Source organism: Nocardiopsis chromatogenes YIM 90109 (genome assembly GCF_000341185.1).
GTDB classification, from domain to species: domain Bacteria; phylum Actinomycetota; class Actinomycetes; order Streptosporangiales; family Streptosporangiaceae; genus Nocardiopsis_A; species Nocardiopsis_A chromatogenes.
In genome coordinates this window covers 1-20822 of record NZ_ANBH01000162.1, presented here as the reverse complement: position 1 = coordinate 20822, position 20822 = coordinate 1, and the positions used below count along the sequence as shown (strand labels likewise).

The window sequence follows — 20822 nt, the reverse complement described above, 5'->3', positions numbered from 1 at the left end:
CTGCGCCCGATGACCGGGGCCCACATCTCCCGTCAACGATCTGAGGCGCCGAACGCCCGTCGGGGGCTACCGGGGCGGCGCCGGGGCCTTCTCCGTGTGCCGCGGCGATTCCGGCCCGTCGGGGGCGTCGGGGCGGTTTTGGACCAGCACGGCCGCGGGCACCGCGGCGAGCAGGAAGAGCGCCCCCGCCATCCCGACGTAGAGGTGCACTCCGGCCGCCGAGCTCACCGGCGCGCCGTCGGCGGGGAGCCCGGGGACCTGGGTCGCCTTGAGCACCTCGCCCCCGGCGAAGGTGAAGACGACCGAGCCCAGGGCGAGCACCACCGAGACCACGCCGGCGATCGTGCCCTGGCGCTCGGGCGCCGCCAGGCCGGTCGCCAGGTTGTAGCCCGAGGCGCCGATCGCCCCGGCGGCCACCCCGACCAGGGCGCCGCAGGCGATCGCCACCGGGAGCACCGACACCCCCGCCAGCATCGTGAAGGTCGCCGCCGTCCCGACGGCGATGCCGCCGAGCAGGGGCGGTGCGGGGCCGAAGCGCCCCGCCGCCCACCCGGAGAGCGTGCCGCCGACGACGATGCCGAGGTTGGGCACGGCCAGCAGCACCGCGACCGCCTCCCCCTCGCCCAGCCCGTAGCCGAGCCCCAGGCCGGGGGGCACCTGGGCGATGATGCCCGTCAGCTGCAGCATGCTCCGGAAGGATCCGGCCGCCAGCACCAGGGCCAGCAGCGTCAGCAGGATCGGGCGGCTGAGGGCCCGCAGGTCGATGACGGGCTCGTCGACCCGCAGCGCCAGGACGGCCCATCCGGCCAGCGCGGCGGCGCCGGCCGCGATCAGCACCAGCATGCCCCCCGACAGCCACCCGAAGTCCCGGCCGAGGCTGATGTAGGCGAGCACCGCGCCGAGGCCGCCGCCGAGCAGGAGCGCCCCCGCCGTGTCGACGCGGCCGGTGCCGCGCACCGGCGACTCCGGGATGAGCGCGCGCACGCACAGCGCGGCGGCCGCGGCGAGCAGGGCCGCCGCCGCGAACACGCTCCGGTGGCCGAACGCGTCGATGACCGGCTTCATCAGGAACGGCTCGATGATCCCGACCACCGACGATCCGGAGGTCACCAGCCCGACCAGCGCCATCGCCACCACCGGGGCGGCGATCTGGCGGGCGAGGGCCACGGTGATGAAGACCGCGGCGAAGGCGGCGCCTTGGAGGAGGCGCCCCGCCAGGAAGATCCAGACGTTGGGGGCGGCGAAGCAGACCAGCGCCCCCGCGCAGGCCAGGACCAGCGTGGCGATGAGGGTCCGGCGCTTGCCGAAGATGTCGGAGCACTTCGCCAGCAGCGGCGACCAGATGGCCCCGGCCAGCATCGCGCTCGCGTTCAGCCAGGCGGCCTGGTCGGTGTCGAAGTCGTCCAGCAGCTGGGGCAGGACCATCATCGGCGATCCGATGGCCACATCGGCCAGGACGTTGGCGAGCGTGAGGACGGCGGCCCAGAGGACGAGCCTCCGGCTCCAGCGGTGCTCCCGGGGGCCGGGCGGGGCCCCTTCCCGTGTGTCGTTCACCGTGTGTTGTCTCCAGCGGTTCGGAGGGGGTGGGGCGCGGTGCGCGGCCGGTGGCGCGGCACCGGGTCAGGGCGCGTCGGCCGCGAAGGCCTGCAGCGCCTTGTCGCGGGCCTCGATGGCCGCCCAGGTGGGCGGCAGCAGGCGGTCGCGGCCGGTGCCGGCGCGGTCCTGGGCGAAGGCGACGTAGGGGCGCTGCCGGGCCTCGTACCGTTGGAACGCGCCGGTGGGGCCGCCGCCGCGGTGCGCGAGCTCCTCGGCGAGGAGGCGGGCCCCGGTGAGGGCGAGCGAGGTGCCCCGGCCGGACAGGAAGGCCGGGCTGTACCCGGCGTCCCCGACCAGGACGGTGCGGCCGCGGTGCCAGGCGGGCAGGCGGATCTGGCTCGCGGGGGTGAGGTAGAGGCCGGGGTCGGCGAGGGCCGCGTCGAGCAGCTCCGGGATGCGCCACGACCGGTGGCCCGCGAAGGCGTCGGCGAGGATCCTCTTCTGCGCGTCCAGGTCGCGGTGGTCGTAGGCGATCGGCTCCGAACGGAACTGGAAGACCGCGACCGCCTTGCCGCCGTAGTGGAACACGCCCGCCATCCGGCCGGGGACGTTGTGGATCGCGTTGCCGGTGTCGGGGCGGGCGGCCCCGGCGGGGAGGTCGGCGAGGGCGAAGTAGACGCCGAGGTGCCGGAGGTGGTCCTCCTCGGGGCCGAACACCATGCCGCGCACCGCCGAGTGCTGGCCGTCGGCGCCGACGACCAGGTCGTACCGGCCGGTGCGGCCCGACGCGAAGCGCACCCGGACGCCGTCCGCCCCGGGTCCGCCGCCGTCGTCGGCCAGTGCCGCGACCGCGTCGCCGAAGCGGATCCCGGCGGTGTCGGGGAGGGCGTCGGCGAGGATGCGCACGAGGTCTCCGCGCAGGAGTTCGATGTCGTCGTCGGAGTCGCCGATCCGCTCCATCGGCATCCGGGCCACGGTCGCCCCCGAGGCGTCGACGAACCGGGTCCGCTCGGACATCCGGATGCGCCGTTCCCGGACCTGCGCGAGCAGGCCCATCCGCTCCACGGCCTCGATCGCGTCGCCGCGGATGTCGATGGGCGTGCCCGTGAGCCGGAGGCCGGGGGCGTGCTCGACGACGGTGACCGTGTGGCCGCGGGTGCCCAGCTCGCGCGCGCAGGCGAGCCCGGCGATGCCGGCTCCGGAGATGAGGATGTCCACGTGTGCACTCCCGGTGTCGCTGGTCGGTGGAGGTGGGGCGGCCGGCGGCCGCTCCACCGGTGGGGCCGGAGGGGCGCCGGGCCAAACTAAAGCAACAATCTGTTGCTTTTAATGAGGCTATCCACGCCCGGCTTGCACCGCAATGCCGCGCCTGGCGACAATCGGCACCCGAGCGGAGAAGGGGAGGTGAGCGCGGCCATGGCCGACGGGGCCGCGGCCCGGCCGACCGCGCGGCGGCCCGGGGGCCGCAACGCACGGGTCAGGGCGCAGATCCTCGCCGCGACCGCGGAGCTCGTGGCGCGCGACGGCGTCGCGGGCTTCCGCTACGAGGAGGTCGCCGAGCGCGCCGGCGTGCACAAGACCAGCGTCTACCGCAACTGGCCCGACCGCGAGGACCTGGTGGTGGACGCCCTGCTCCGGTACGCCGAGGACCTCGCCTCGGTCGCCGACACCGGCGACCTGCACCGGGACCTGGTGGACTTCCTGGTCGCCCTGGCCGGGGGCATGGAGACGCCGTTCGGCCAGACGCTCGAACAGGCCGTCCGTCCGGCCGGGCAGAGCGCCACGGTCCGCCAGGCGGTGTCCCGGATCGTCGACCGCCGCGTGGCCGCCATGCGGCGGCGGGTGGACGCCGCCGTCGACCGGGGCGAGATCCCCCCGGTCGACAGCTCCTTCCTCGGCGAGATGATCTCCGGCCCGGTGCACCTCATCGTCGACCGCGGCACGCGCCCGTTCACCCGCGCGGACGCCGAGCGCATCGTCGGCGTGGTGCTCGCCGGAATCCGGGAGACGGCGCCGCACACCTGAGCAGGCGCCGCTGATCAGGCGCTGCGGCCGGTGCGGGCGGTGCGGTCGGTGCCGCCGGTGCGGGGGTGCGGCACCGGCCCTGGGTTCCGCCTCCGGCACGGCCTCTGGGACGCTTCTGTCTCCAAGCAGGGGCGCGCACGTCCCCCGACCGGAAGGACTGGCATGCGGAACGCCGTCGGAGCCGTGGACACCGTTCTCCTCCTGGGCGGGCGCAGTGAGATCGGGCTCGCCATCGCCGAGCGCCTGGTGCGGGGCGGCGCGCGCACGGTCGTGCTCGCGGCCCGGGACGCCACCGGTGCGCGCACGGGCGGCGTGAAGGAGCAGGCCGAGCGGCTCCGCGCCGCGGGGGCGCGCGCCGTCCACCCGCTCGACTTCGACGCCGCCGACACCGCCGGGCACGAGGCCGCCGTCGCCTCCGCGGCCGATCTGGCGGGCGACCTCGACGTGGTCGTGGACGCCTTCGGGGTGCTCGGCGACCAGGCCGCCTTCGAGGCCGACCCGGCCTCCGCCGCCGACGCGGCCGCCGCCACCTTCACCGGCCACGTCTCCGCCGACCTGGCGGTGGCCGCGCGCCTGCGCGAGCAGGGCCACGGCACCCTGGTCGTGGTCTCCTCGGTGGCCGGGGTGCGGGTGCGGCGCGCCAACCTGGTCTACGGCGCCGCCAAGGCCGGGCTGGACGGCCTCGCCCAGGGCCTGGGCGACGCCCTGCACGGCACCGGCGCCCGGGTGATGGTGGTGCGCCCCGGCTACGTGCCCACCAAGATGTCCCGGCACGTGCCCGCCGCGCCGTTCCCCGCCACCGCCGAGCAGGTCGCCGCCGCCGTCGCCGAAGGGCTGCGCACCGGCCGCGAGACGGTGTGGGTGCCCTCGGTGCTGCGGTACGTCTTCACCGGGATGCGGATGCTCCCGCGCTCGATGTGGCGGCGCCTGCCCCGCTGACCGGCCCCGTCGGCCGACGCTGCCGACCGGTACTTCCGTAACGCGTTCTGGTGACGGGTGGGAAGAACCAGGAGGAGCCCGCTTTCCAGGTCTAGAACGTGTTTCAATTCCGTGTTCTCATGGCGGTATGCCAACACGTGTCACCGAAATGTTCGGCATCGACCTGCCCGTCTTCGCCTTCAGCCACTGCCGGGACGTCGTCGCCGCGGTGAGCCGGGCCGGAGGCATGGGCGTGCTCGGTGCCCTGTACTTCACCCCCGAGGAGCTGGAGACCGAGCTCGCCTGGATCGACGCGCACACCGGCGGCCGCCCCTACGGCGTCGACGTCGTCATGCCCTCCTCCTACGCCGGGGCCGAGCTGGGCGCCGGAACCGGGGAGGAGCTCCAGGAGCGGCTGCGCGCCCTCATCCCCGACGGACACCGCCGCTTCGTCGACACCCTCCTCGCCGAGCACGGCGTCCCCGAGATGACCGATTCCGACGCGGGCCGCTTCCTCCTCGGCTGGACCGACGCCACCGCCCGCCCCCAGGTCGAGGTGGCCCTCAAGCACCCCATCGCGCTGCTGGCCAACGCCCTCGGCGCGCCGCCGACCGACGTCGTCGAGCAGGCCCACCGGCACGGCGTCAAGGTCGCCGGGCTCGCCAGCTCCCGCCGCCACGCCCGCAAGCAGTGCGACGCGGGCGTGGACGTCGTCGTCGCCCAGGGGACCGAGGCGGGCGGGCACACCGGCGAGGTGACCACGATGGTACTGGTGCCCGAGGTCGTCGACGAGGCCGGGCCCGTCCCGGTGCTGGCGGCCGGGGGCGTGGGGCGCGGCCGCCAGATGGCCGCGGGCATGGCTCTGGGCGCCGAGGGGGTGTGGACCGGGTCGGTGTGGCTGGCCACCGAGGAGGCCGACACCCCCCGGGGCGCCCTGGAGCAGATCCTGCGGGCCTCCTCCTCCGACACCGTCCGCTCGCGCTCCATGACCGGCAAGCCCGCCCGCATGCTGCGCAACGACTGGACCCGCGCCTGGGAGGACGAGGGGTCGCCGGGGACGCTGCCCATGCCCCTGCAGTTCATGCTGATCGCCGACGCGCTGCGCCGGGTCGGGCGGGTCCGCCACCCGACCCTGACGCCCTCGCCGGTGGGCCAGATCGTCGGAGGCATCGACCGGGTCAAGCCCTGCTCCCAGGTGGTGTACGAGCTGATGGAGGAGTTCGGGGAGGCCGTGGAACGGCTGGCCCGGGTGGCGGGCACGGCCCCGGACGCCGGGGAGGAGGTCGGCTAGGGCGCGGCCAGGGCCTCGGCGAACGCCTCCTCCAGCGTCCGCGGCGGGCGGCCGGTGGTGTCCAGGACGGCCGTGGTGGTGCGGTCCTCCGCGCCCGCCGCGATGGCGGTGTCCATGTCGGCGAGGAGGCGCGCGAACTCCGGGGCCATGCCCTCCCGCGTCCAGTGTTCGGCGAGTTCGTCCGCGCTCAGGGGGCGGTGCCGCACGGGCCGCCCCAGGGCGCGGCCGAGCACCTCGGCGACATCGTCGTAGGACACCGCCTCCGGGCCGGTGATGACGTGGTCGGTGCCGTGCGGCACGGGGTCGGTGAGGGCCGCCGCCGCGACCTCGGCGATGTCCTCGGCGGCGACGAAGGGCACCCGCCCCGTCCCCGTCGCGCTCACGATCTCGCCCCGCTCTCGGGCCAGGCGGCCCTGCAGGTGGCCGCCGGTGAAGTTGTCGGCGAACCACGTCGGGCGCAGCACCGCCCACTCGGTGAAGAGGCCGCCGAGCCGGGTGTGCACCCGGCCGAGCCCCGGCGTCCCCGGATCGATGGGCGCCCCGCTCAGCAGCACGGCGCGGCGCACCCCCGCCTCGGCGGCGCGCTCCAGGAACGGGGCCATGACCGGCTCCGGGTCGGGTTCGCCGACCGGGGCGACGAGGTACAGGGCGGTCGCACCGGCCAGCGCACCGGCGTGCGTGGAGGAGTCGTACCAGTCGAAGGGGACCCGGCCGCCGACGGCGCGCCGGCTGGCGACCCGGTGCGCGTGCCCCCGCTCGGCCAGCTTCCGGGCGACCCGGCTTCCGGTGGTCCCGGTGCCTCCGGTGACGAGGACGCTCATGCGGCCGCGCCCCCTTCCGCCGCGAGGGCGAGCCGAGGGTTCCAGTAGTCGCGGTAGTGCGCGATACGGCCGTCCCTGACCGTCAGTACGGCGACGTAGTGCGCCTCGTAGGGATCGCCGGTGGCGACGAGGATCCCTTCGGCCGAGAACTCGGCCACGATCACCTCCGGGTCGGCGGTGGTGTGCAGCGTGCCGACCTCGACCCGGTGCACGTCGACGGTGTCGGGGTAGTCGATCAGGTAGTCGTGCACCTCGCCGCGGCCCTCCAGACGGCGGGGGCGGCCGGGCGGGGCGAACGGGAACTCCACGACCGCGTCGTCGGCGAACAGGCCGATGAAGCCCGGCATGTCCTTGGCACGCAGGAGGTCGAGGCCCCGCCGGAAGAGCGCGTCGGGGCGTTCGGGTGCGTCGGTCGGCATGGGTGTGCCCTTCTCTGGCGGTGATTCTTGCGGCGCCGAGCGGCGCCGAGCGGCGCCGAGCGGCGCCGAGCGGCGCCGACGGCGAGGACGGCGCTGGCAGCGATGACAGGGCCGACGGCGGTCTCCGCTACGATTCGGACCATCGGTCCGTTTAACGTAGCGGACCATCGGTCCGTTTATCAAGGAGGTGCTCCGTGCGGGCAGACGCCGCGCGCAACCGCGAGGCCGTGCTCCAGGCCGCAGGCCTGCTCTTCGACTCCGCCGACGACCCTGCGGGCGTGTCGATGGACGACGTCGCCGCCGCGGCGGGGGTGGGGAAGGGGACGCTCTTCCGTCGCTTCGGCGACCGGGCCGGGCTGGTCCGCGCGCTCTATGAGCTGCGCACGGAACGCATGGCCGCGGAGTTCGAGGGCGCCACAGGGGGCGAAGACCCCGTCGAAGCGGTGGTGCGCATCATGGACGCGCTGTTGCGCTTCAAGATCGAGAACCGGGCGCTTTCTCGCGCGCTGGAGAGCCTCGGCGGGGGAAGCCCCTACACCAACGCGGCGTACGGGCGCTGGCACGCGCGGGTGGCGGCCCTGATGGCCGAGGCGCGCGGCCCCGAGGCGGCCGACTTCCTCGCCCACGCACTCCTGGCGGCGGTCCGCAGCGACCTCGTCGACCACCTCGACGACTGGCCCGACGCCCACCTGAAGGCGGGAGTGGAGGAGCTGGTCCGTTCCGTCTGCGGCGAACGGCCAACGGGCTGACCGTCTCAGGCGGGTGGCAGGATCATGCCCATGAACACCACCCGCACCACCCCGCCGCGGCCGGTCGACGTCGCGGCGTCCTTCCCCTGGCTCGCACCCCTGGAGCGCACGGCCTACCGGCTGCACCCCCGCCCCGGTTCCCCGACCCCGTACGACAGCTCGGTCGGCGGGCCGCTGCTGTGGCCGGCCCGCGAGCCGTGGCCGACCTGCGACCGGTGGCACGAGGGGCAGCCCTACCCTCTGATCCCCGTCGCCCAGGTGTTCGCCCGCGACGTCCCCCTGCTGCGGTCGTTCTGTAACGCGGACCTGCTCCAGGTGCTGTGGTGCCCCAGTGAGCACCCGCCGGGGTTCGCGTTCACCACCGAGCTGTTCTGGCGGAACGCCGCCGACGTCACCGACGTGCTCGATTCCCCGCCCGAGCCGGTCGATGCGGACGAGGAGGACTTCGACCCCCTGCTCCCCGAGGACCACCTGGTCCCCGAGCCGTGCGTCCTCGCGCCGGAGCCCGTCACCGAGTACCCGAATCCCTCGGAGCTGAGCGCGCAGGCGCAGCGGCGCCTGAAGGACCCGGAGACGTGGCGGGCGGCCGGGGCCGCGGTCGGCGACGCCTATGGGGGCTACCCCGAGTCCTTCTACCACACGGAGCTCTCCATGGCCCCCGGCTGGAAGCTCGGCGGCTGGGCACCGTGGGGCCGCACCGACCTCGTCGCCCGGTACTGCGTCCACTGCGGCGCGAGGATGGCCCCGCTGCTGACCATCGCCTCGTCGGAATGGGACGGCTCCAAGGCCTGGGTCGCGGAGGAGGACCGGGACCTGGCCGAGCAGGGCGGCCGGGACGCCTCGTCACCGGCCGGGATCCAGATCGCCGACGGCGACAACCTGCAGATCTACATCTGCCCGAGCAACCCGGGCGCGTTCCCCGACGGCCACACGGCCCTGGTCCAATGAGCCGCCGCCGACGGGGTGTCGGGTAGGAGGGCGGCGACGGGGTGAGCGGGGCGGTTCCCCGGTCCTGCTTGCCGGGCGGCGGGCCGCTGGGGCGCGAGGCTGCGGCGACGCGGGTGGGGCCGGGTCCGGGCGCCCTGACCGGAGGTGCCCCGGGGGCGCACGTCATCCGGACCGCTCGTCCCATCAGGGGAGACACCCCGGTCCGGAAACCGGGCATATCGGACCTCTTCGTGCTCGTTGGTCGATCGAGCGCGGTGAACGAACCGTCTGAGGGGTGATCACGTGGTGCAACCACTACCCCCGCCGCCCTCGGACCGCTCGACAGCACCGGCGAGGGACGGGCCTGTCCGGTCCTTCGCGGTGCAGGCGGGCGGCGCGGCAGGGAAGGCGGGGCCCGGCCGTGTTCCCGGCGGCCGTCGCACCTGTACCCCGCCTCCGCGGGAGGGAGGGGGTGCCGGGCCCCTGGAGAGCGAAGCCGCCCGACCCCCGTGGTCCGCGCAACCGGAGGGGCGCCCTTCGGCTCCCCCAGCGCCCTTCAGCCCGGCGCGGGGGCGGGCTCGGGCACAGTCGCCGCCAGCCGCGCCATCTCCCCCGCGTTCAGCCGGTACACCCTCAGCAGCAGCACCGACGCCAGCATCACCGCCGCGGGCACCAGCGTGCTCCCGATCAGCATGCCCTGCAGGGCCCGGTCCGTCTGGGCGACGGCCTCGCNCCGCCGACTGGCGGTAGCCGCTCACCGCCAGCGCCGCGCTCAGCAGTTGGGCGCCCAGCGCAGCGCCCAGCGCCTCCATCGACGACCAGATCCCGGCCAGCACCCCCGCCTGGTGCCGTCCGCTCACCGCGCGCGTGGCGGCGATGCAGTCGGTCAGCATCGAGTACGGCAGCATCGTGCAGCCCGCGTTGCCGGTTCCCACCACCACCGACATGGCGATCGCCCACGGCAGGCCGCCCATCACCGGGATGAAGAACAGGCCGACGGCCCCGGCGATGAAGAACCCGGCCGCCAGGGCCAGCGTCGGCCGCTTGTCCAGGCGGCGCGAGACGGCCATCCACAGCGGCATGGTCGCGATCAGCGGCACCGTCACGCACACCACCAGCACGGCGGTGTACCCCGGCTCGCCCATCACGTGCCCGGTCACGTACGGCACGCCCGCGATCATCGTGCCCGCGGCCACCACCTGCAGGAACGCCGTCGGGAGCAGCCGCCGGAAGTGCGGGTTGCCCAGCGCCGCGCGGAACTGGGACACCAGCCCCTGCGCCTCGTGCACCCGGCGGCGCAGCGGCGCCTTGCGCGTCCCGTACACGCACGCCGCCATGGCCGCCATCGTGATGGCCGCCATCACCACGCCCATCAGGCGGTAGCCCTCGATCGTGGCGCCCGGCCCGGTGCTGTGCACCAGGACGGGCGCGAGCGCTCCGCCGAGCAGCAGCGCCACGCCCACGAACACCGTCCGCCAGCTCTGCAGCACCGACCGCTCATGGTAGTTGTCGGTGATCTCCCCGGGCATCGCCGCGTACGGGACCTGGAACACCGACGCCGACAGCGCCGCGGCGACGAACACCGCCAGGACGGCGAACGCGGCGGGCGCGCCCTGCAGGGGGAACCCGGCGAACAGCAGCGCGAAGCACACCGGCAGGGCGAATGTGCCCGCCAGCATCCACGGGCGGCGCGGCCCCCACCGGGACACGGTCCGGTCCGAGCGGATGCCGATGAACGGCCCCGCCAGCACGTCCACCGCCTTGGGGGCCACCACGACGAACCCGGCCAGGGCGGGCGCCACGGCCAGCGCGTCGGTCAGGTAGATCAGCAGCAGCAGGGACGGGACCGTGGTGAACACGTGGGTGGCGATCGCCCCCACCCCGTAGCCCGCGTGGACGGATCTGGGCAGCATCGGACCGCGGAGGCCCACGGCCTCCGCGGCGGGAGGTGCGGTCATGGTCGGCTCAGACCTGCTCACCCTGTGCGGCGCCCGCGCGCTGCTCCGGCGGCAGCGCCTCGCCCGGTGCCGGGACGCGGTCGCGGCTGCCCGACACCTCCACCGTCCTCAGGTCGTGCGGGACCGGGCACTTCTTGGGGAAGGTGCCGATCCGGCTCGGGTCGAACCCGTCCGGGTAGCTCTTGATGTTCGGGTTGTCCTTTTCGGTGAACGGCTCCACCCGCGGCGGCATGAAGCGCACCACCTTGGCCCGGGCCCTGAGGGCGGTCTTCGCCGCGCCCTTCCAGAAGCCGGACGCGGGCCGGTAGCGGAAGGCCTCCGTCAGGCGGTCGTCCAGCAGCGCCATGGTGAACTTCTTCATCACCGGCCGCTGCCAGGACGGGGAGAACGTGAGCATCAGGTCGAGCGTGCTGTCGGAGACCGCGCGCCCGCCCTCGCTGAAGCCGAAGTGCTCGCGCTCGTAGGAGTCGAACAGCTCGTAGAACTCCTCGAACGTCTCGGGGATGTCCTTGATGGCCATGTGGCGGCCGAGGTCGCGGTAGTAGTTGGTGTTCGCGCGGATCTCGTGCTCGCTCAGGCGGCGCCACCCGAAGCCCCACTCGTTGAGCCAGCGCGGGGGCATCACCACGAACGTGCTCAGCACGTACAGGTAGTCCTCGTTGGAGATGTCGTAGCTGCGGTGCATCTGGTTCATGCGCCGCAGCGCGTCGCGGCCCCGGCCCGGCTCGAAGCCGTGCTGCAGAATCTGCCCCAGGATGAGCGCGGTGTCGTCGTAGCGGTGCTGGGTGCGGTCGGTGAACTCCTCGGTGTCGCCCAGCAGGCCGCCGATGCTGGGCACCGCATAGGTCCGGTACAGGGCCAGCCCCAGAGCCTGGGACATGTCCCAGGGGAACTCGTGGGCGCCCAGGATGAAAGTGATCCGGCGCGCGTCGGCCTCGGCGTCGAGGCGGTGGATCTCGTCGTACCAGTCGAACCGTTTCATCGGGCCTCTCCGGTGCGGTGTGGGGATGGGGGCGGGCCGGGGGCACCCACCGAGTGACCGGTAGGTACCGGTCGGTAGGGACCTTACCGGCCGCCCCCGTTCCCGAGGAACTCCGCCCCGCGCGGCAAGCCCCGCCGTGCCGGGGATCCCGGGTCAGGCCGGGGCGGCGGTGCGCCGCGCCACGTGCCGCACCAGGGTCAGCAGCACCTCCTTGCTGGAGGACCGGTCGCGCGCGTCGCACAGCAGCACCGGCACCTCCGGCGGGATGCTCAGCGCGGCGCGCACCTCCTCGGCCCCGTAGTGGTGCGCGCCCTCGAAGCAGTTCACCGCCACCACGAACGGCATCCCCCGCCGCTCGAAGAAGTCGACCGCGGGGAAGCAGGTCTCCAGCCGCCGGGTGTCGGCGAGCACCACCGCCCCCAGCGCGCCGGTGGCCAGCTCCTCCCACATGAACCAGAAGCGCTGCTGGCCGGGCGTGCCGAACAGGTAGAGGACCAGGTCCTCGTTGATCGTGATGCGGCCGAAGTCCAGGGCCACCGTGGTGGTGTTCTTCTGCTCCACCCCGGACAGGTCGTCCACGCCCAGGCTGGCCTCGGTCATCAGCTCCTCGGTGCTGAGCGGCGCGACCTCGCTGATCGAGCCGACCAGGGTGGTCTTGCCCGCGCCGAAGCCGCCCGCCACCAGGATCTTGATGGCGGCCGGGATGCGCTCGCCGCGGCTGTCAGAGTCGTTGGATGCCATCGAGTACCGCCTGCAGTACGTCCCGGCTCACCGGGCTCTCGGTCGTGTAGGGGGCGCGGGCCAGGACGTAGCCCCGGCCGATGAGGTCGCCGAGCAGCACCTTGACCACGGCGACCGGGATGTCCATGTGCGCGGAGACCTCGGCCACCGACTGGGCCCGGTGGCACAGCTCCAGGATGCGCAGCTGCTCCGGCTCCAGGGCCATCTCGTCGACCTCGGCGCGCGCGGCGATGACCACGCTGACCATGTCCAGCTGGACGGCGTCGGCGTGCTGCCGGCCCTCGGTGAGGATGTAGGGCCGGACGACCGACCCGGCCTCGTCCTGTCCGAGACCCGAGTCGCGGGGATCCGCCATGGTGCCTCCCGTCACCCGGCCGACTCCGGCGCGGGCCTCCCGTCACTGCGGGGAGCCGCGTCCAGGAACCGGCCGACCTGTTCCACAAGGACGTTCATCTCGTACGCGATGAGGCCGACATCGGACCCCTCCTCGGACACCACGGCCAGGCAGGCGCCGCTGCCCGCGCCGGTGACGAACAGGTAGGCGCGCTCCATCTCCACGACGGTCTGCAGCACCTCCCCGCCGTTGAACTGCTTGCCGGTGCCGCGGGCCAGGCTCTGGAAGGCCGAGGCGACCGCGGAGAGCTGCTCGGCGTCGTCCTTGCCCAGGTCGGCCGAGCTGCCCATGAGCAGGCCGTCGGCGGACAGGACGATCGCGTACCGGGCGCCCACCGCGCGCTCGACGAGCCCGTCGAGGAGCCAGTTCAAGTCCTTCGCAGCGTTGTTCGTCAAGGTCAGGAGTCCTTCTCAGTGTCCTCGGTGGTGTCGTCCTCGGCGGCTGCGCGGCCCTGGCCGCGGCTCTCCTCGCGGCCGCGGCGGGTGCCCTGCTGGAACGCGGACATGTTCCGGCGCAGCCGCTCCGAGCGGTCCGGACCCTGTGGGGCGGATTCGGACCCGGGCCCGCCCTCCGCGCCTCCGTCGGCGTCCGCGGCGGGGTCGTTCGGGCAGCGGTCGGCGAGCTGGGGGGCGAGGTTGGTCTGCGGGCGCCGCCGGGGCAGTGCCGGGCGGTCGTCGGCGTCGCCGATCGGGGCGGGGTCGGGGCGGGTGTCGCGCGAGGAGGCGGGGGCGGCGAACGGCGCGGCACCGGCCGGGGAGGCCCCCGTCCCGGCGGAGGAGCGGCGCGAACCGCGCCGGGGCAGGCCCGACGGGGTGGTGGCGGGGCCGCCGTCGGGGGCCGAGCCGTTCCCGCCCGCGGGGGACGAGCCGTTCGCGTCCCCCTCGTCGGAGGCGGCGAACGCCGCGAGGGCGCTGACCGCGTCGCCCGCGCGGTCCTCGGCGCGGATCTCCAGCGGGGCGTCAGGGGTGTCCGGGGCGCCGTCCGGAGCACCGTCCGGGCCGCCGCCGTCCGCGCGGTCCTCGCCGCCCTGCTCGCGGTCCTCCGCGGCCGGGGTCGGGCCGTCGGAGGCGCCCAGCAGGTCGCCGTCGGAGGGGGCGGGGGTGCGCGTGACGGGCTCGCGCGGCGACGCGGGCACGGGGGCCTCGGAGATCAGCTCCGGCGGCAGCAGCACGATCGCCTGCACGCCCCCGTAGGGCGAGGAGCGCAGCCACACCTTGATGCCGTGCCGCTTGGCCAGCCGCGAGACGACGAACAGGCCCAGGCGCATCTTCTCGTTGAGGCGCATCACGTCGAACTCGGGCGGGTCCGCCAGCAGGGCGTTGGCCGACTCGAACTCGTCGTCCTGCATGCCCAGGCCGCGGTCCTCGATCTCCACGGTCACGCCGTTGGGCACCTGCTCGCTGCTGAGCATCACCCGGGTGTGCGGCGGGGAGAACGCGGTGGCGTTGTCCACCAGCTCGGCGACCAGGTGGATGACGTCGGCCACCGCCGGGCCGATGAGCGACACCCGGGCGATGTGGTTGCGCTGCACCCGCGAGTAGTCGCCGGACTCGGAGATGGCCCCGCGCAGCACGTCCACCAGCGGCATCGGGCGGTGCCAGGTGCGGCCCGGGTTCTCCCCGCCCAGGATGAGCAGGTTCTCGGCGTTGCGGCGGGAGCGGGTGGCCAGGTGGTCCAGCTTGAACAGCTCGGTGAGCTGGGCGGGGTCCTCCTGGTCGCGCTCCATCCGGTCCAGCAGGCGGAGCTGGCGGTGGATCAGGGTCTGGCTGCGGTGGGCGATGCTCAGGAACACGCGGTTCACGCCGTGCCGCAGCTCGGCCTGGTTGATCGCCGCCTCCACGGCGGTGCGCTGGGCGGTGTCGAAGGAGCGGGCGACCCGGCCGATCTCGTCGTCCTGCTGGTTGGCGACCAGGTCGGGCAGCTCGTCGTCCAGCTCGACCGGCTCGTGGCGGCGCAGCCGGTCCATGATGCCGGGCAGCCGCCGCTCGGTGAGTTCCTCGGTGTCGTCGCGCAGCCGGTGCAGGCGGTCGACCAGGCGGTGCGCCGAGCGGGTGGCGGTGAGCACGGCCAGGATCGCCAGGGCGCCGACGCCCGCGCTGCCCAGCACGGCCATGGCCATCGACCGGTAGGCGACGTTGGCCTGCAGCGACCCGGCGTACAGCGCCTCGTCGGCGCCGATCGTGGTGAGCTCGTCGAAGACGGCGAGGTAGGCCTCCTCCCAGTCCTCCTTGTCGACGGGCATCGGGAAGCGCTCGGTGACCTCGCCGCTGACCGGGTCGGTCTCGGTCACCGCCGGGCGCTGCATGATCTGGTCGACGTACTCGTCCAGGCGCCGGTACTCGGGGGTCTCGGTCAGCTCCCGGTACCGGACGCGCTGCTCGGGGCCGAGGAAGGGGGCGGTCTGCTCCATGCGCGCCTGGTAGGCGCCGAACTCCTCCACGAAGGCGTGCATGTCGGGGTGGCTCAGCTCGTCCTCGGCGAAGGAGCGGATGAGCTGGGCGTCGGCGCGGCCGAGCTGGTCGACGGCGCGGAAGGTGGAGGTGGCGCTGATGCCCGGCCCCATCGACTCGGCGTTGTTGCCGCTGCGGGCCAGCTCGTCGAAGACGTCGGCGGCGGCGGAGGTCACGCCGTTGAAGAAGTCCAGGACCTCCTTGCGGGAGGCATTGCCGCTCTCTACGGACGCGCGGAGCTCCTCGATCCCGTCATAGGCGTTCTGGAGCTCGGTGATGCGCGCGGCGGCGGAGTCCGGGACGAGCGGCTTCAGCTCGTCGTAGTCGGTGATGATGGTGCCCATCTTCTCCGTGGACTCCTCCTGGGCCGCGTCCAGGTCGGCGGCGAGGTCCGCGTCCTCGGGGTGCTCCAGGTAGCCGACGGTGATGGTGCGCTCCTTCATCACCGTCGTGAGCGCCACGGCGGACGGGGTGAGGTAGCGCTCGTTGCCCTTGCTCAGGGCCAGCTCCATGGCGGCGTTGTAGAACAGGACGCCGCTGACGATGAGCCACACCGCGACCAGCGCCGCGGTGGGGGTCATGACGATCCTGCGGAGCCGGGTGCGGATGCTCGGGACCCGCCGCTTGTCTGCTTCCTGCACTGCTCTCCTATGGCCCGTGCCTTGAGCACACATGGACGCGGTGGAACGGCGAAGGGGCGTTCCGGTGCTTTCGGTGTGGAGGACCGGCGGCCGGTGCGCGCGCGGCGCCCTCCGGCCGGGCCGATGTGTCCGCGCAACGCGAGGAAGACGCGGGGATTCGGCCTGGGGATCGTATCTCGCCCGGGAAAGGCCGGAATCGCCGGGGGGATGGGCCCCCACGGCCTGTGCGGTGCGGTGGGGCAGGGATGACTTTGGTCCTTAACTGGGCGTCCGTCGTGCGGATGTGGGTGTTTGCCGGATTCGGTCCGACAGCGCTACGCGTTCGTAGCCTGACGAAGAATTATCGAATAGTTACAGAAGGGCGTCGGCGGGCGGCCGGACCGGAGCCGTGAGGGCGCCCGGAGCGCCGGTTCCGGCGTTCTCCCGCACGGGCGCCGGGGCGCGGTTAGCCTGGTGGACCTATGGGAGGGATTCTGGGCGTCGGGCCGGTCGGGGCCGTGGTCGCCGTTCCGGCCGCCGTGTTCGCCGCGGCGGTGGTGGCGGCCCTGTTCTTCCGGGTCCACCTGGGGCGCTACGGGCGCATCGCGGGCTGGCAGGGGCAGACGACCCTGGCCGTGCTCGCCACCGCGCTGGCGGCGGGTGTGCTGGCGGTGTGGCCGCTGCCGCTGAGCGTGGACGGACTGTGCGCGATCGACGGCGGCGCCCCGGTGCTGGCGCGCCCGGCGGCCCTGGGCGACCTGCCGGGGTCGTGGACCACGCTCGCCGTGCACACCGCGGCGGCGGCCGGGGTGCCCGCGGCCGCCGGGGTCCTGGCCCGCTACCGGTACCGGCGCGGGTTCTGGTTCACCCTGGCGCTGACCGCGCTGATCGCGGCCGCGGTGGAGGCCGTGCAGGCGACCGGGATGCTCGGGCTGTACCCCTGCGCCTACCGGGTGGCCGCGGTCGACGACGTGCTGCTGGGCGCGGCCGGAGGCGCCGCGGGGTGGCTGCTGGGGGGCGCGGCCGTGCGGGTCCTGCCGCGCGGGTGGCCCGGGGCCGTCATGGACGCGATGCCGCCGGGCCTGTCGCGCCGCCTCGTCGGGCACGTGCTGGACCTGATGCTGTGGTGGTACGGAACGCTGCTGGCGGTGGGGGTGCTGCTGGAGGCGGGGGCCGTCGCCGTGGGCGGCGCGGGCGCCGCGCACAAGGCGGCGCTGGTCGCGGCGGCGGTGCTCTTCGGCCTGCTGGTGCCGCTGCTGCGGAGGGACCGGAGCACACCGGGGCGGGCGAGCATGCGGCTGGCGGTCGCCGCGAAGGGCCGGCCGGGCCCCGCGGAGCGGTGGAGGTCGACCCTGCGGGCGGCGCTGCTGTACACGCCGGTGACGGTGCTGTTCGTGTTCGACCTGCACCCGTGGGCGCTGCTGGCGGCCCTGATCCACGCGGCCCCCGAACTGGTCCGCCGTGACCAGGCGGGCACCGCGGACCTGGTCACGGGCACGAGGATCACGACGAGGACGGCGGTCGTGGGAGGCCTCCCGGGCAAGCTGATCCGGTACCACCCGTCCCTGCAGACGGGCCCGCCCCCACAGAGGGTGGGGAACTGAGCCCGTGGGGGGAAGGGCCCTACCGCCTGTTGCGCTCCGTTCCCGTCACCGGTAGGCAGCGGTAGCCGAAGCGGCCCCGGGTCAGGGTGGGTGGCCCCACCGCGCGTTGCCCACCCCGACGCCGTTTGGCGGGCCCTCCTACCCCCTTGCCTGTGGTTCCACTCCGCTCACCTACCGCCGTGCCTTCCTCGGCTCCCGGGAGTGGAGGGCCGGGGGACGGTAGCGCCCCCTCACGCCCTCGGTGGCATCCCGTGCGTCACGCGCAACACCGTACGCAGCACAATCGTGACCTCGGTCGCCGGAACCGGTGGTCGGGCCCCGGCGTCGCAGGCGGTATACCCCATCCACGGAAGAAAGCAGGGAGAACGGAGATGCGAGGAACCGGGAGCAGGCGTGCGGCGGCGGCGAGCGGGCTGGGAGTGCTGGCGGTGCTCCTGGCCGCGGGCTGCTCGTTCAGCGCCAGCGTCGGGGACATGGAGCCGGTCGGGAGCCCCGACGCCGGGCAGGAGGGCGGACAGGAGAGCGGGGGCGAGGCAGCCGCCGTCTCCGCGGACGAGGTCGCCCGGCAGGCCTCCGACGTCCTGGCCGAGACCACCGGCCAGACGCCCGACTCCCTCACCTGCCCCGAGGACCTCCCGGCCGAGGTCGGGGCCTCCATCCGTTGCGAACTCACCGCGGACGGCCAGACCCTGGGCGTGACCGTCACCGCGACCGCGGTCGAGGGCACGAACGTCGACTTCGACGTGGTCGTCGACGAGACGCCCATGGGCTGACCCGTGCGCCGGGCCGGGGCGCCCCTGCCCCGGCCCGGCCGTGCCGTGCACGCCGGCGGGCCCCGTCGCCTCAGCCGCTGTAGTCCCTCCAGTTCTGGCAGGTGAGCAGGCAGGATGCCTCGTCGATCAGTTCTTCGGGGCGGTCGATCCCGTGTTCCTCGATGGAGTGCGACAGGTCCACCAGGTCCACGCCCCATGAGTCGGTCCGCAGGCGGGCGGCGCGGTCGCCGGGAAAGTCGAGGCGGGCCTCCCTCCACCCGCGCGGCCACTGGAGCCTGTGGTCGGCCTCTTCGCTGTCCAGGTGGGCGGCTCTCATCCGCGTGAGGATGACGCCGTCCCGGAGCACGCACTCCTCCACTTTCACTGTGGTCACTCGTTCCCCCGGGCCGCAGGAGAGGAGGCCGTCCGCCGTGATTCCCGAGGCCTCCGGATCGGGTACGGGGGACGTGGTGCCCAGGAGCACCGTCCGGCCGAGCCGGTCGCGGTAGACGAGCTCGGTGAAGCCGTTCTTCCCGTAGGCGTGCGTGAACCTCCAGCCCGGCGCGTCGAGGACCGCCACGCTCGTGTACCCGGCCAGGTCGGCCGCCGCCTCCTCCTGCTCCCCCTGGGCCTCGGCGTAGCGCAGCCCGCCGTGCGCGACGAAGATGATCGCGATGGCCGTCCCCCAGGTGCCCAGGCGGCGGTACCCGATGTTGCGGAAGCCCGCTCCGACGAGCATCGCCACGAACACCGCCGGGGCCGACGACAGGACGGCGGCCGGCGCCCAGAGGGGGTCCGGCGGATCCAGGATGAACATGAGGCCGACGGGGGCGACGCACGCCGACGCGAGCCCCACCAGTCCGCTGACGGCGTAGGGGTGCTCAACGCGGAGGTTGCCCAGGAGGGGCCCTGCGACCAGCATGACGGCGAACCCGGGAACCAGGGCCCTCGCCGCGAGCGACTCGACCGTGGGGTCATGGGCGGGCGTGAGGAACAGCACGGGCACCGTGCCGAGTGCCGTGGCCACGGCCGCGATCGGTGTGTAGAGGAACGCCACGATGGCGGCCTCTCGGAGGGGCGTAGGCGGGGGGCCGATGCCGTGTTCCACGGGGACGGCGGCGGGCTCGTCGTGCTCGTCGTGCGGGGCGGGCATACCGGCTAGGACTCGCCCCTGTCCCGGAGCGTTCCCTCGGGGACGAACACGGTCGGCCCCTATTCGCCCCTGAACTCCGGAGCGCGCTTCTCCGTGAACGCGCGGGCGCCCTCCTTGGCGTCCTCGGACGCCATCACCTCCCATCCCGCGGCGTCGCTCACCGCCAGCGCCTCCTGCTCGGGCATCCCCTCGGTCGCGCGGTGGACGCGCAGGATCGCCTGGACGGCCAGCGGGCCGCATGCGGCGATCCCGCGCGCCACCCGCATGGCCTCCTCCAGCGCCGTCCCGTCCGGGACGACCCGGGTCACCAGGCCGATGTCCGCCGCCTCCCGCGCCGTGTACGACCGGCCGGTCAGCAGCATCTCCATCGCGTGCGCGTACGGGATCTGCCGCGGCACCCGGATCGCGCACCCTCCCATCGGGAACAGCCCGCGCCGGGCCTCGTACAGGCCCAGCACCGCCCCCTCCCCGGCGATGCGCACGTCCGTGCCGACCACCAGCTCGGTGCCGCCCGCCACCGCCGGGCCCTCGACCGCCGACACCAGCGGCTTGGGCGGACGGTCCTGCCGCAGCAGCCCCTTCCAGTGGAAGTCCTCGATCTGGGCCGCACGCGCCCGCACCCGGGGGTCGTCCGAGGGCCGCCCCATCCCCTTCAGGTCCGCCCCGGCGCAGAACACCCCTCCCGCGCCGGTGAGCACCCCGACCCGCACCCCCGGCTCCGCCGCGATGTAGGCGAAGGCGTCCGCCAGCCCCACGAGCATGTCCGTCGACAGCGCGTTGCGCGCCTCCGGGCGGCTCATCTCCACCGTCACGACGGGGCCCACCCGGCGCACGGCGCAGTGGGGGGTGGACAGGGCGAGGAGGGTCCCCTCGGGGGTGGGGTCCGCTGCGTGGTCCGTCACGGCGTGCCTCCCGTCCGCCGGTCGTGGCGGGGCGTGTGTGAACGGTGTTCTCGGGGCCTAGGTGAGAACTGATTCTAGATCGGAAAAACGCTGCTGAACACGGCCTAGCCATAAAAAGGAGAACGTGCTCTACTTTTTTGGGAGTCCGCTTCCGTGTGACGGAGGTCTCCATGTCGGACACCGCCCCCCTCGGCTTCTGGAGGACCGCCCGCGCCCACCCCCACCGCCTCGCCTGCGTGGACCCCGACGGGACCGAGCACACCGCCGGAGCCCTCCTGGCCCGCGCGAACCGCCTGGTCCACGCCCTGCGCGCGCTGGGACTGCGCACCGGCGACGGCATCTGCGGCCTGACCCCCAACGGGTCGGACGGCCTCACCCTCTACCTGGCCGCGCTCCAGTCCGGCCTCTACTACACGCCCGTGAACTGGCACCTCACCGGCCCCGAGGTCGGCTACATCACCGCCGACAGCGGCGCCGAGGCCCTCTTCGTCCACGAGCGCTTCGCCGAACAGGGCGTCCACGGCGCCGACGCCGCCCGCCTCCCCAAAGACGCGCGCATCGGCTTCGGCGACGTCCCCGG

20 protein-coding genes are annotated in these 20822 nt (G+C 74.2%); 8 read left to right on the top strand and 12 right to left on the bottom strand.

Features of this window, described 5'->3' with window-relative positions; all coding sequences use genetic code 11:
* Positions 1-66: 66 nt before the first annotated feature.
* Both D476_RS0116870 and D476_RS0116865 read right to left on the bottom strand, forming a co-directional pair.
* Positions 67-1554 (bottom strand): MFS transporter, encoded by a 1488-nt coding sequence (locus D476_RS0116870; protein WP_017625106.1) that lies wholly within the window; start codon positions 1552-1554, stop codon positions 67-69.
* Positions 1555-1620: 66 nt separating this feature from the next.
* On the bottom strand, positions 1621-2754 hold the full coding sequence (locus tag D476_RS0116865; RefSeq protein ID WP_017625105.1) for an FAD-dependent monooxygenase: 1134 nt from the start codon (positions 2752-2754) through the stop codon (positions 1621-1623).
* 186 nt (positions 2755-2940) lie between these two features.
* On the opposite strand from D476_RS0116865, the gene D476_RS0116860 reads away from it, so the two are divergent.
* The 3 genes from D476_RS0116860 to D476_RS0116850 all read left to right on the top strand — a co-directional run bounded on the left by D476_RS0116860 (position 2941) and on the right by D476_RS0116850 (position 5770).
* Positions 2941-3561: a TetR/AcrR family transcriptional regulator gene (locus D476_RS0116860; protein ID WP_017625104.1), complete on the top strand. Its 621-nt coding sequence runs from the start codon at positions 2941-2943 to the stop codon at positions 3559-3561.
* Between the two features lie 162 nt (positions 3562-3723).
* Complete coding sequence (locus D476_RS0116855; RefSeq protein WP_017625103.1) at positions 3724-4500, top strand: decaprenylphospho-beta-D-erythro-pentofuranosid-2-ulose 2-reductase; 777 nt, start codon at positions 3724-3726, stop codon at positions 4498-4500.
* 127 nt (positions 4501-4627) lie between these two features.
* On the top strand, positions 4628-5770 hold the full coding sequence (locus D476_RS0116850) for an NAD(P)H-dependent flavin oxidoreductase (RefSeq protein ID WP_051061765.1): 1143 nt from the start codon (positions 4628-4630) through the stop codon (positions 5768-5770).
* On the opposite strand, the gene D476_RS0116845 is transcribed toward D476_RS0116850, so the two are convergent.
* Together D476_RS0116845 and D476_RS0116840 are read right to left on the bottom strand one after the other, a co-directional pair.
* A complete protein-coding gene (locus tag D476_RS0116845) occupies positions 5767-6591 on the bottom strand; it encodes a Rossmann-fold NAD(P)-binding domain-containing protein (protein WP_017625101.1) in 825 nt (274 codons plus the stop codon). The genes D476_RS0116850 and D476_RS0116845 overlap by 4 nt on opposite strands.
* Entirely contained in the window at positions 6588-7010 is a 423-nt protein-coding gene (locus tag D476_RS0116840) for a nuclear transport factor 2 family protein (protein ID WP_017625100.1), read from the bottom strand. Before D476_RS0116840 ends, D476_RS0116845 begins: the two co-directional genes overlap by 4 nt.
* A gap of 194 nt (positions 7011-7204) precedes the next feature.
* Between D476_RS0116840 and D476_RS0116835 the strand changes: the two genes are divergently transcribed.
* Together D476_RS0116835 and D476_RS0116830 are read left to right on the top strand one after the other, a co-directional pair.
* On the top strand, positions 7205-7759 hold the full coding sequence (locus D476_RS0116835) for a TetR/AcrR family transcriptional regulator (RefSeq protein WP_017625099.1): 555 nt from the start codon (positions 7205-7207) through the stop codon (positions 7757-7759).
* Positions 7760-7789: 30 nt separating this feature from the next.
* The gene (locus D476_RS0116830; RefSeq protein WP_017625098.1) at positions 7790-8707 is read left to right on the top strand and encodes a YwqG family protein; all 918 of its coding nucleotides are present in this window, start codon (positions 7790-7792) and stop codon (positions 8705-8707) included.
* A gap of 278 nt (positions 8708-8985) precedes the next feature.
* On the opposite strand, the gene D476_RS33595 is transcribed toward D476_RS0116830, so the two are convergent.
* The 6 genes from D476_RS33595 to D476_RS0116800 all read right to left on the bottom strand — a co-directional run bounded on the left by D476_RS33595 (position 8986) and on the right by D476_RS0116800 (position 15852).
* On the bottom strand, positions 8986-10599 hold the full coding sequence (locus D476_RS33595; RefSeq protein WP_449289408.1) for an MFS transporter: 1614 nt from the start codon (positions 10597-10599) through the stop codon (positions 8986-8988).
* 52 nt (positions 10600-10651) lie between these two features.
* On the bottom strand, positions 10652-11626 hold the full coding sequence (locus D476_RS0116820; protein WP_017625097.1) for an oxygenase MpaB family protein: 975 nt from the start codon (positions 11624-11626) through the stop codon (positions 10652-10654).
* A 153-nt stretch (positions 11627-11779) separates the two neighbouring features.
* Positions 11780-12367 (bottom strand): GTP-binding protein, encoded by a 588-nt coding sequence (locus D476_RS0116815; protein WP_017625096.1) that lies wholly within the window; start codon positions 12365-12367, stop codon positions 11780-11782.
* Positions 12348-12722, bottom strand: coding sequence for a DUF742 domain-containing protein (locus D476_RS0116810; protein ID WP_239648734.1), 375 nt, complete (start codon positions 12720-12722; stop codon positions 12348-12350). The genes D476_RS0116815 and D476_RS0116810 overlap by 20 nt, the downstream gene beginning before the upstream one ends.
* An 11-nt stretch (positions 12723-12733) precedes the next feature.
* Positions 12734-13132, bottom strand: a complete 399-nt coding sequence (locus D476_RS0116805; protein WP_017625094.1) for a roadblock/LC7 domain-containing protein — start codon at positions 13130-13132, stop codon at positions 12734-12736.
* Between the two features lie 26 nt (positions 13133-13158).
* Positions 13159-15852, bottom strand: coding sequence for a sensor histidine kinase (locus D476_RS0116800; RefSeq protein ID WP_026123577.1), 2694 nt, complete (start codon positions 15850-15852; stop codon positions 13159-13161).
* A 461-nt stretch (positions 15853-16313) separates the two neighbouring features.
* On the opposite strand from D476_RS0116800, the gene D476_RS0116795 reads away from it, so the two are divergent.
* Together D476_RS0116795 and D476_RS0116790 are read left to right on the top strand one after the other, a co-directional pair.
* Positions 16314-17435, top strand: coding sequence for a VanZ family protein (locus D476_RS0116795; RefSeq protein ID WP_017625093.1), 1122 nt, complete (start codon positions 16314-16316; stop codon positions 17433-17435).
* Positions 17436-17806: 371 nt separating this feature from the next.
* The gene (locus D476_RS0116790) at positions 17807-18208 is read left to right on the top strand and encodes a DUF4333 domain-containing protein (protein ID WP_026123575.1); all 402 of its coding nucleotides are present in this window, start codon (positions 17807-17809) and stop codon (positions 18206-18208) included.
* A gap of 70 nt (positions 18209-18278) precedes the next feature.
* Here the strand turns inward: D476_RS0116790 and D476_RS0116785 are convergent, their stop codons facing one another.
* Entirely contained in the window at positions 18279-19340 is a 1062-nt protein-coding gene (locus tag D476_RS0116785; protein WP_017625091.1) for a hypothetical protein, read from the bottom strand.
* Between the two features lie 59 nt (positions 19341-19399).
* Positions 19400-20242 (bottom strand): crotonase/enoyl-CoA hydratase family protein, encoded by an 843-nt coding sequence (locus D476_RS0116780; protein ID WP_017625090.1) that lies wholly within the window; start codon positions 20240-20242, stop codon positions 19400-19402.
* Between the two features lie 170 nt (positions 20243-20412).
* Here D476_RS0116780 and D476_RS33590 point away from each other — a divergent pair.
* On the top strand, positions 20413-20822 hold a 410-nt coding region (locus tag D476_RS33590; RefSeq protein ID WP_239648733.1), incomplete at its 3' end, for an AMP-binding protein.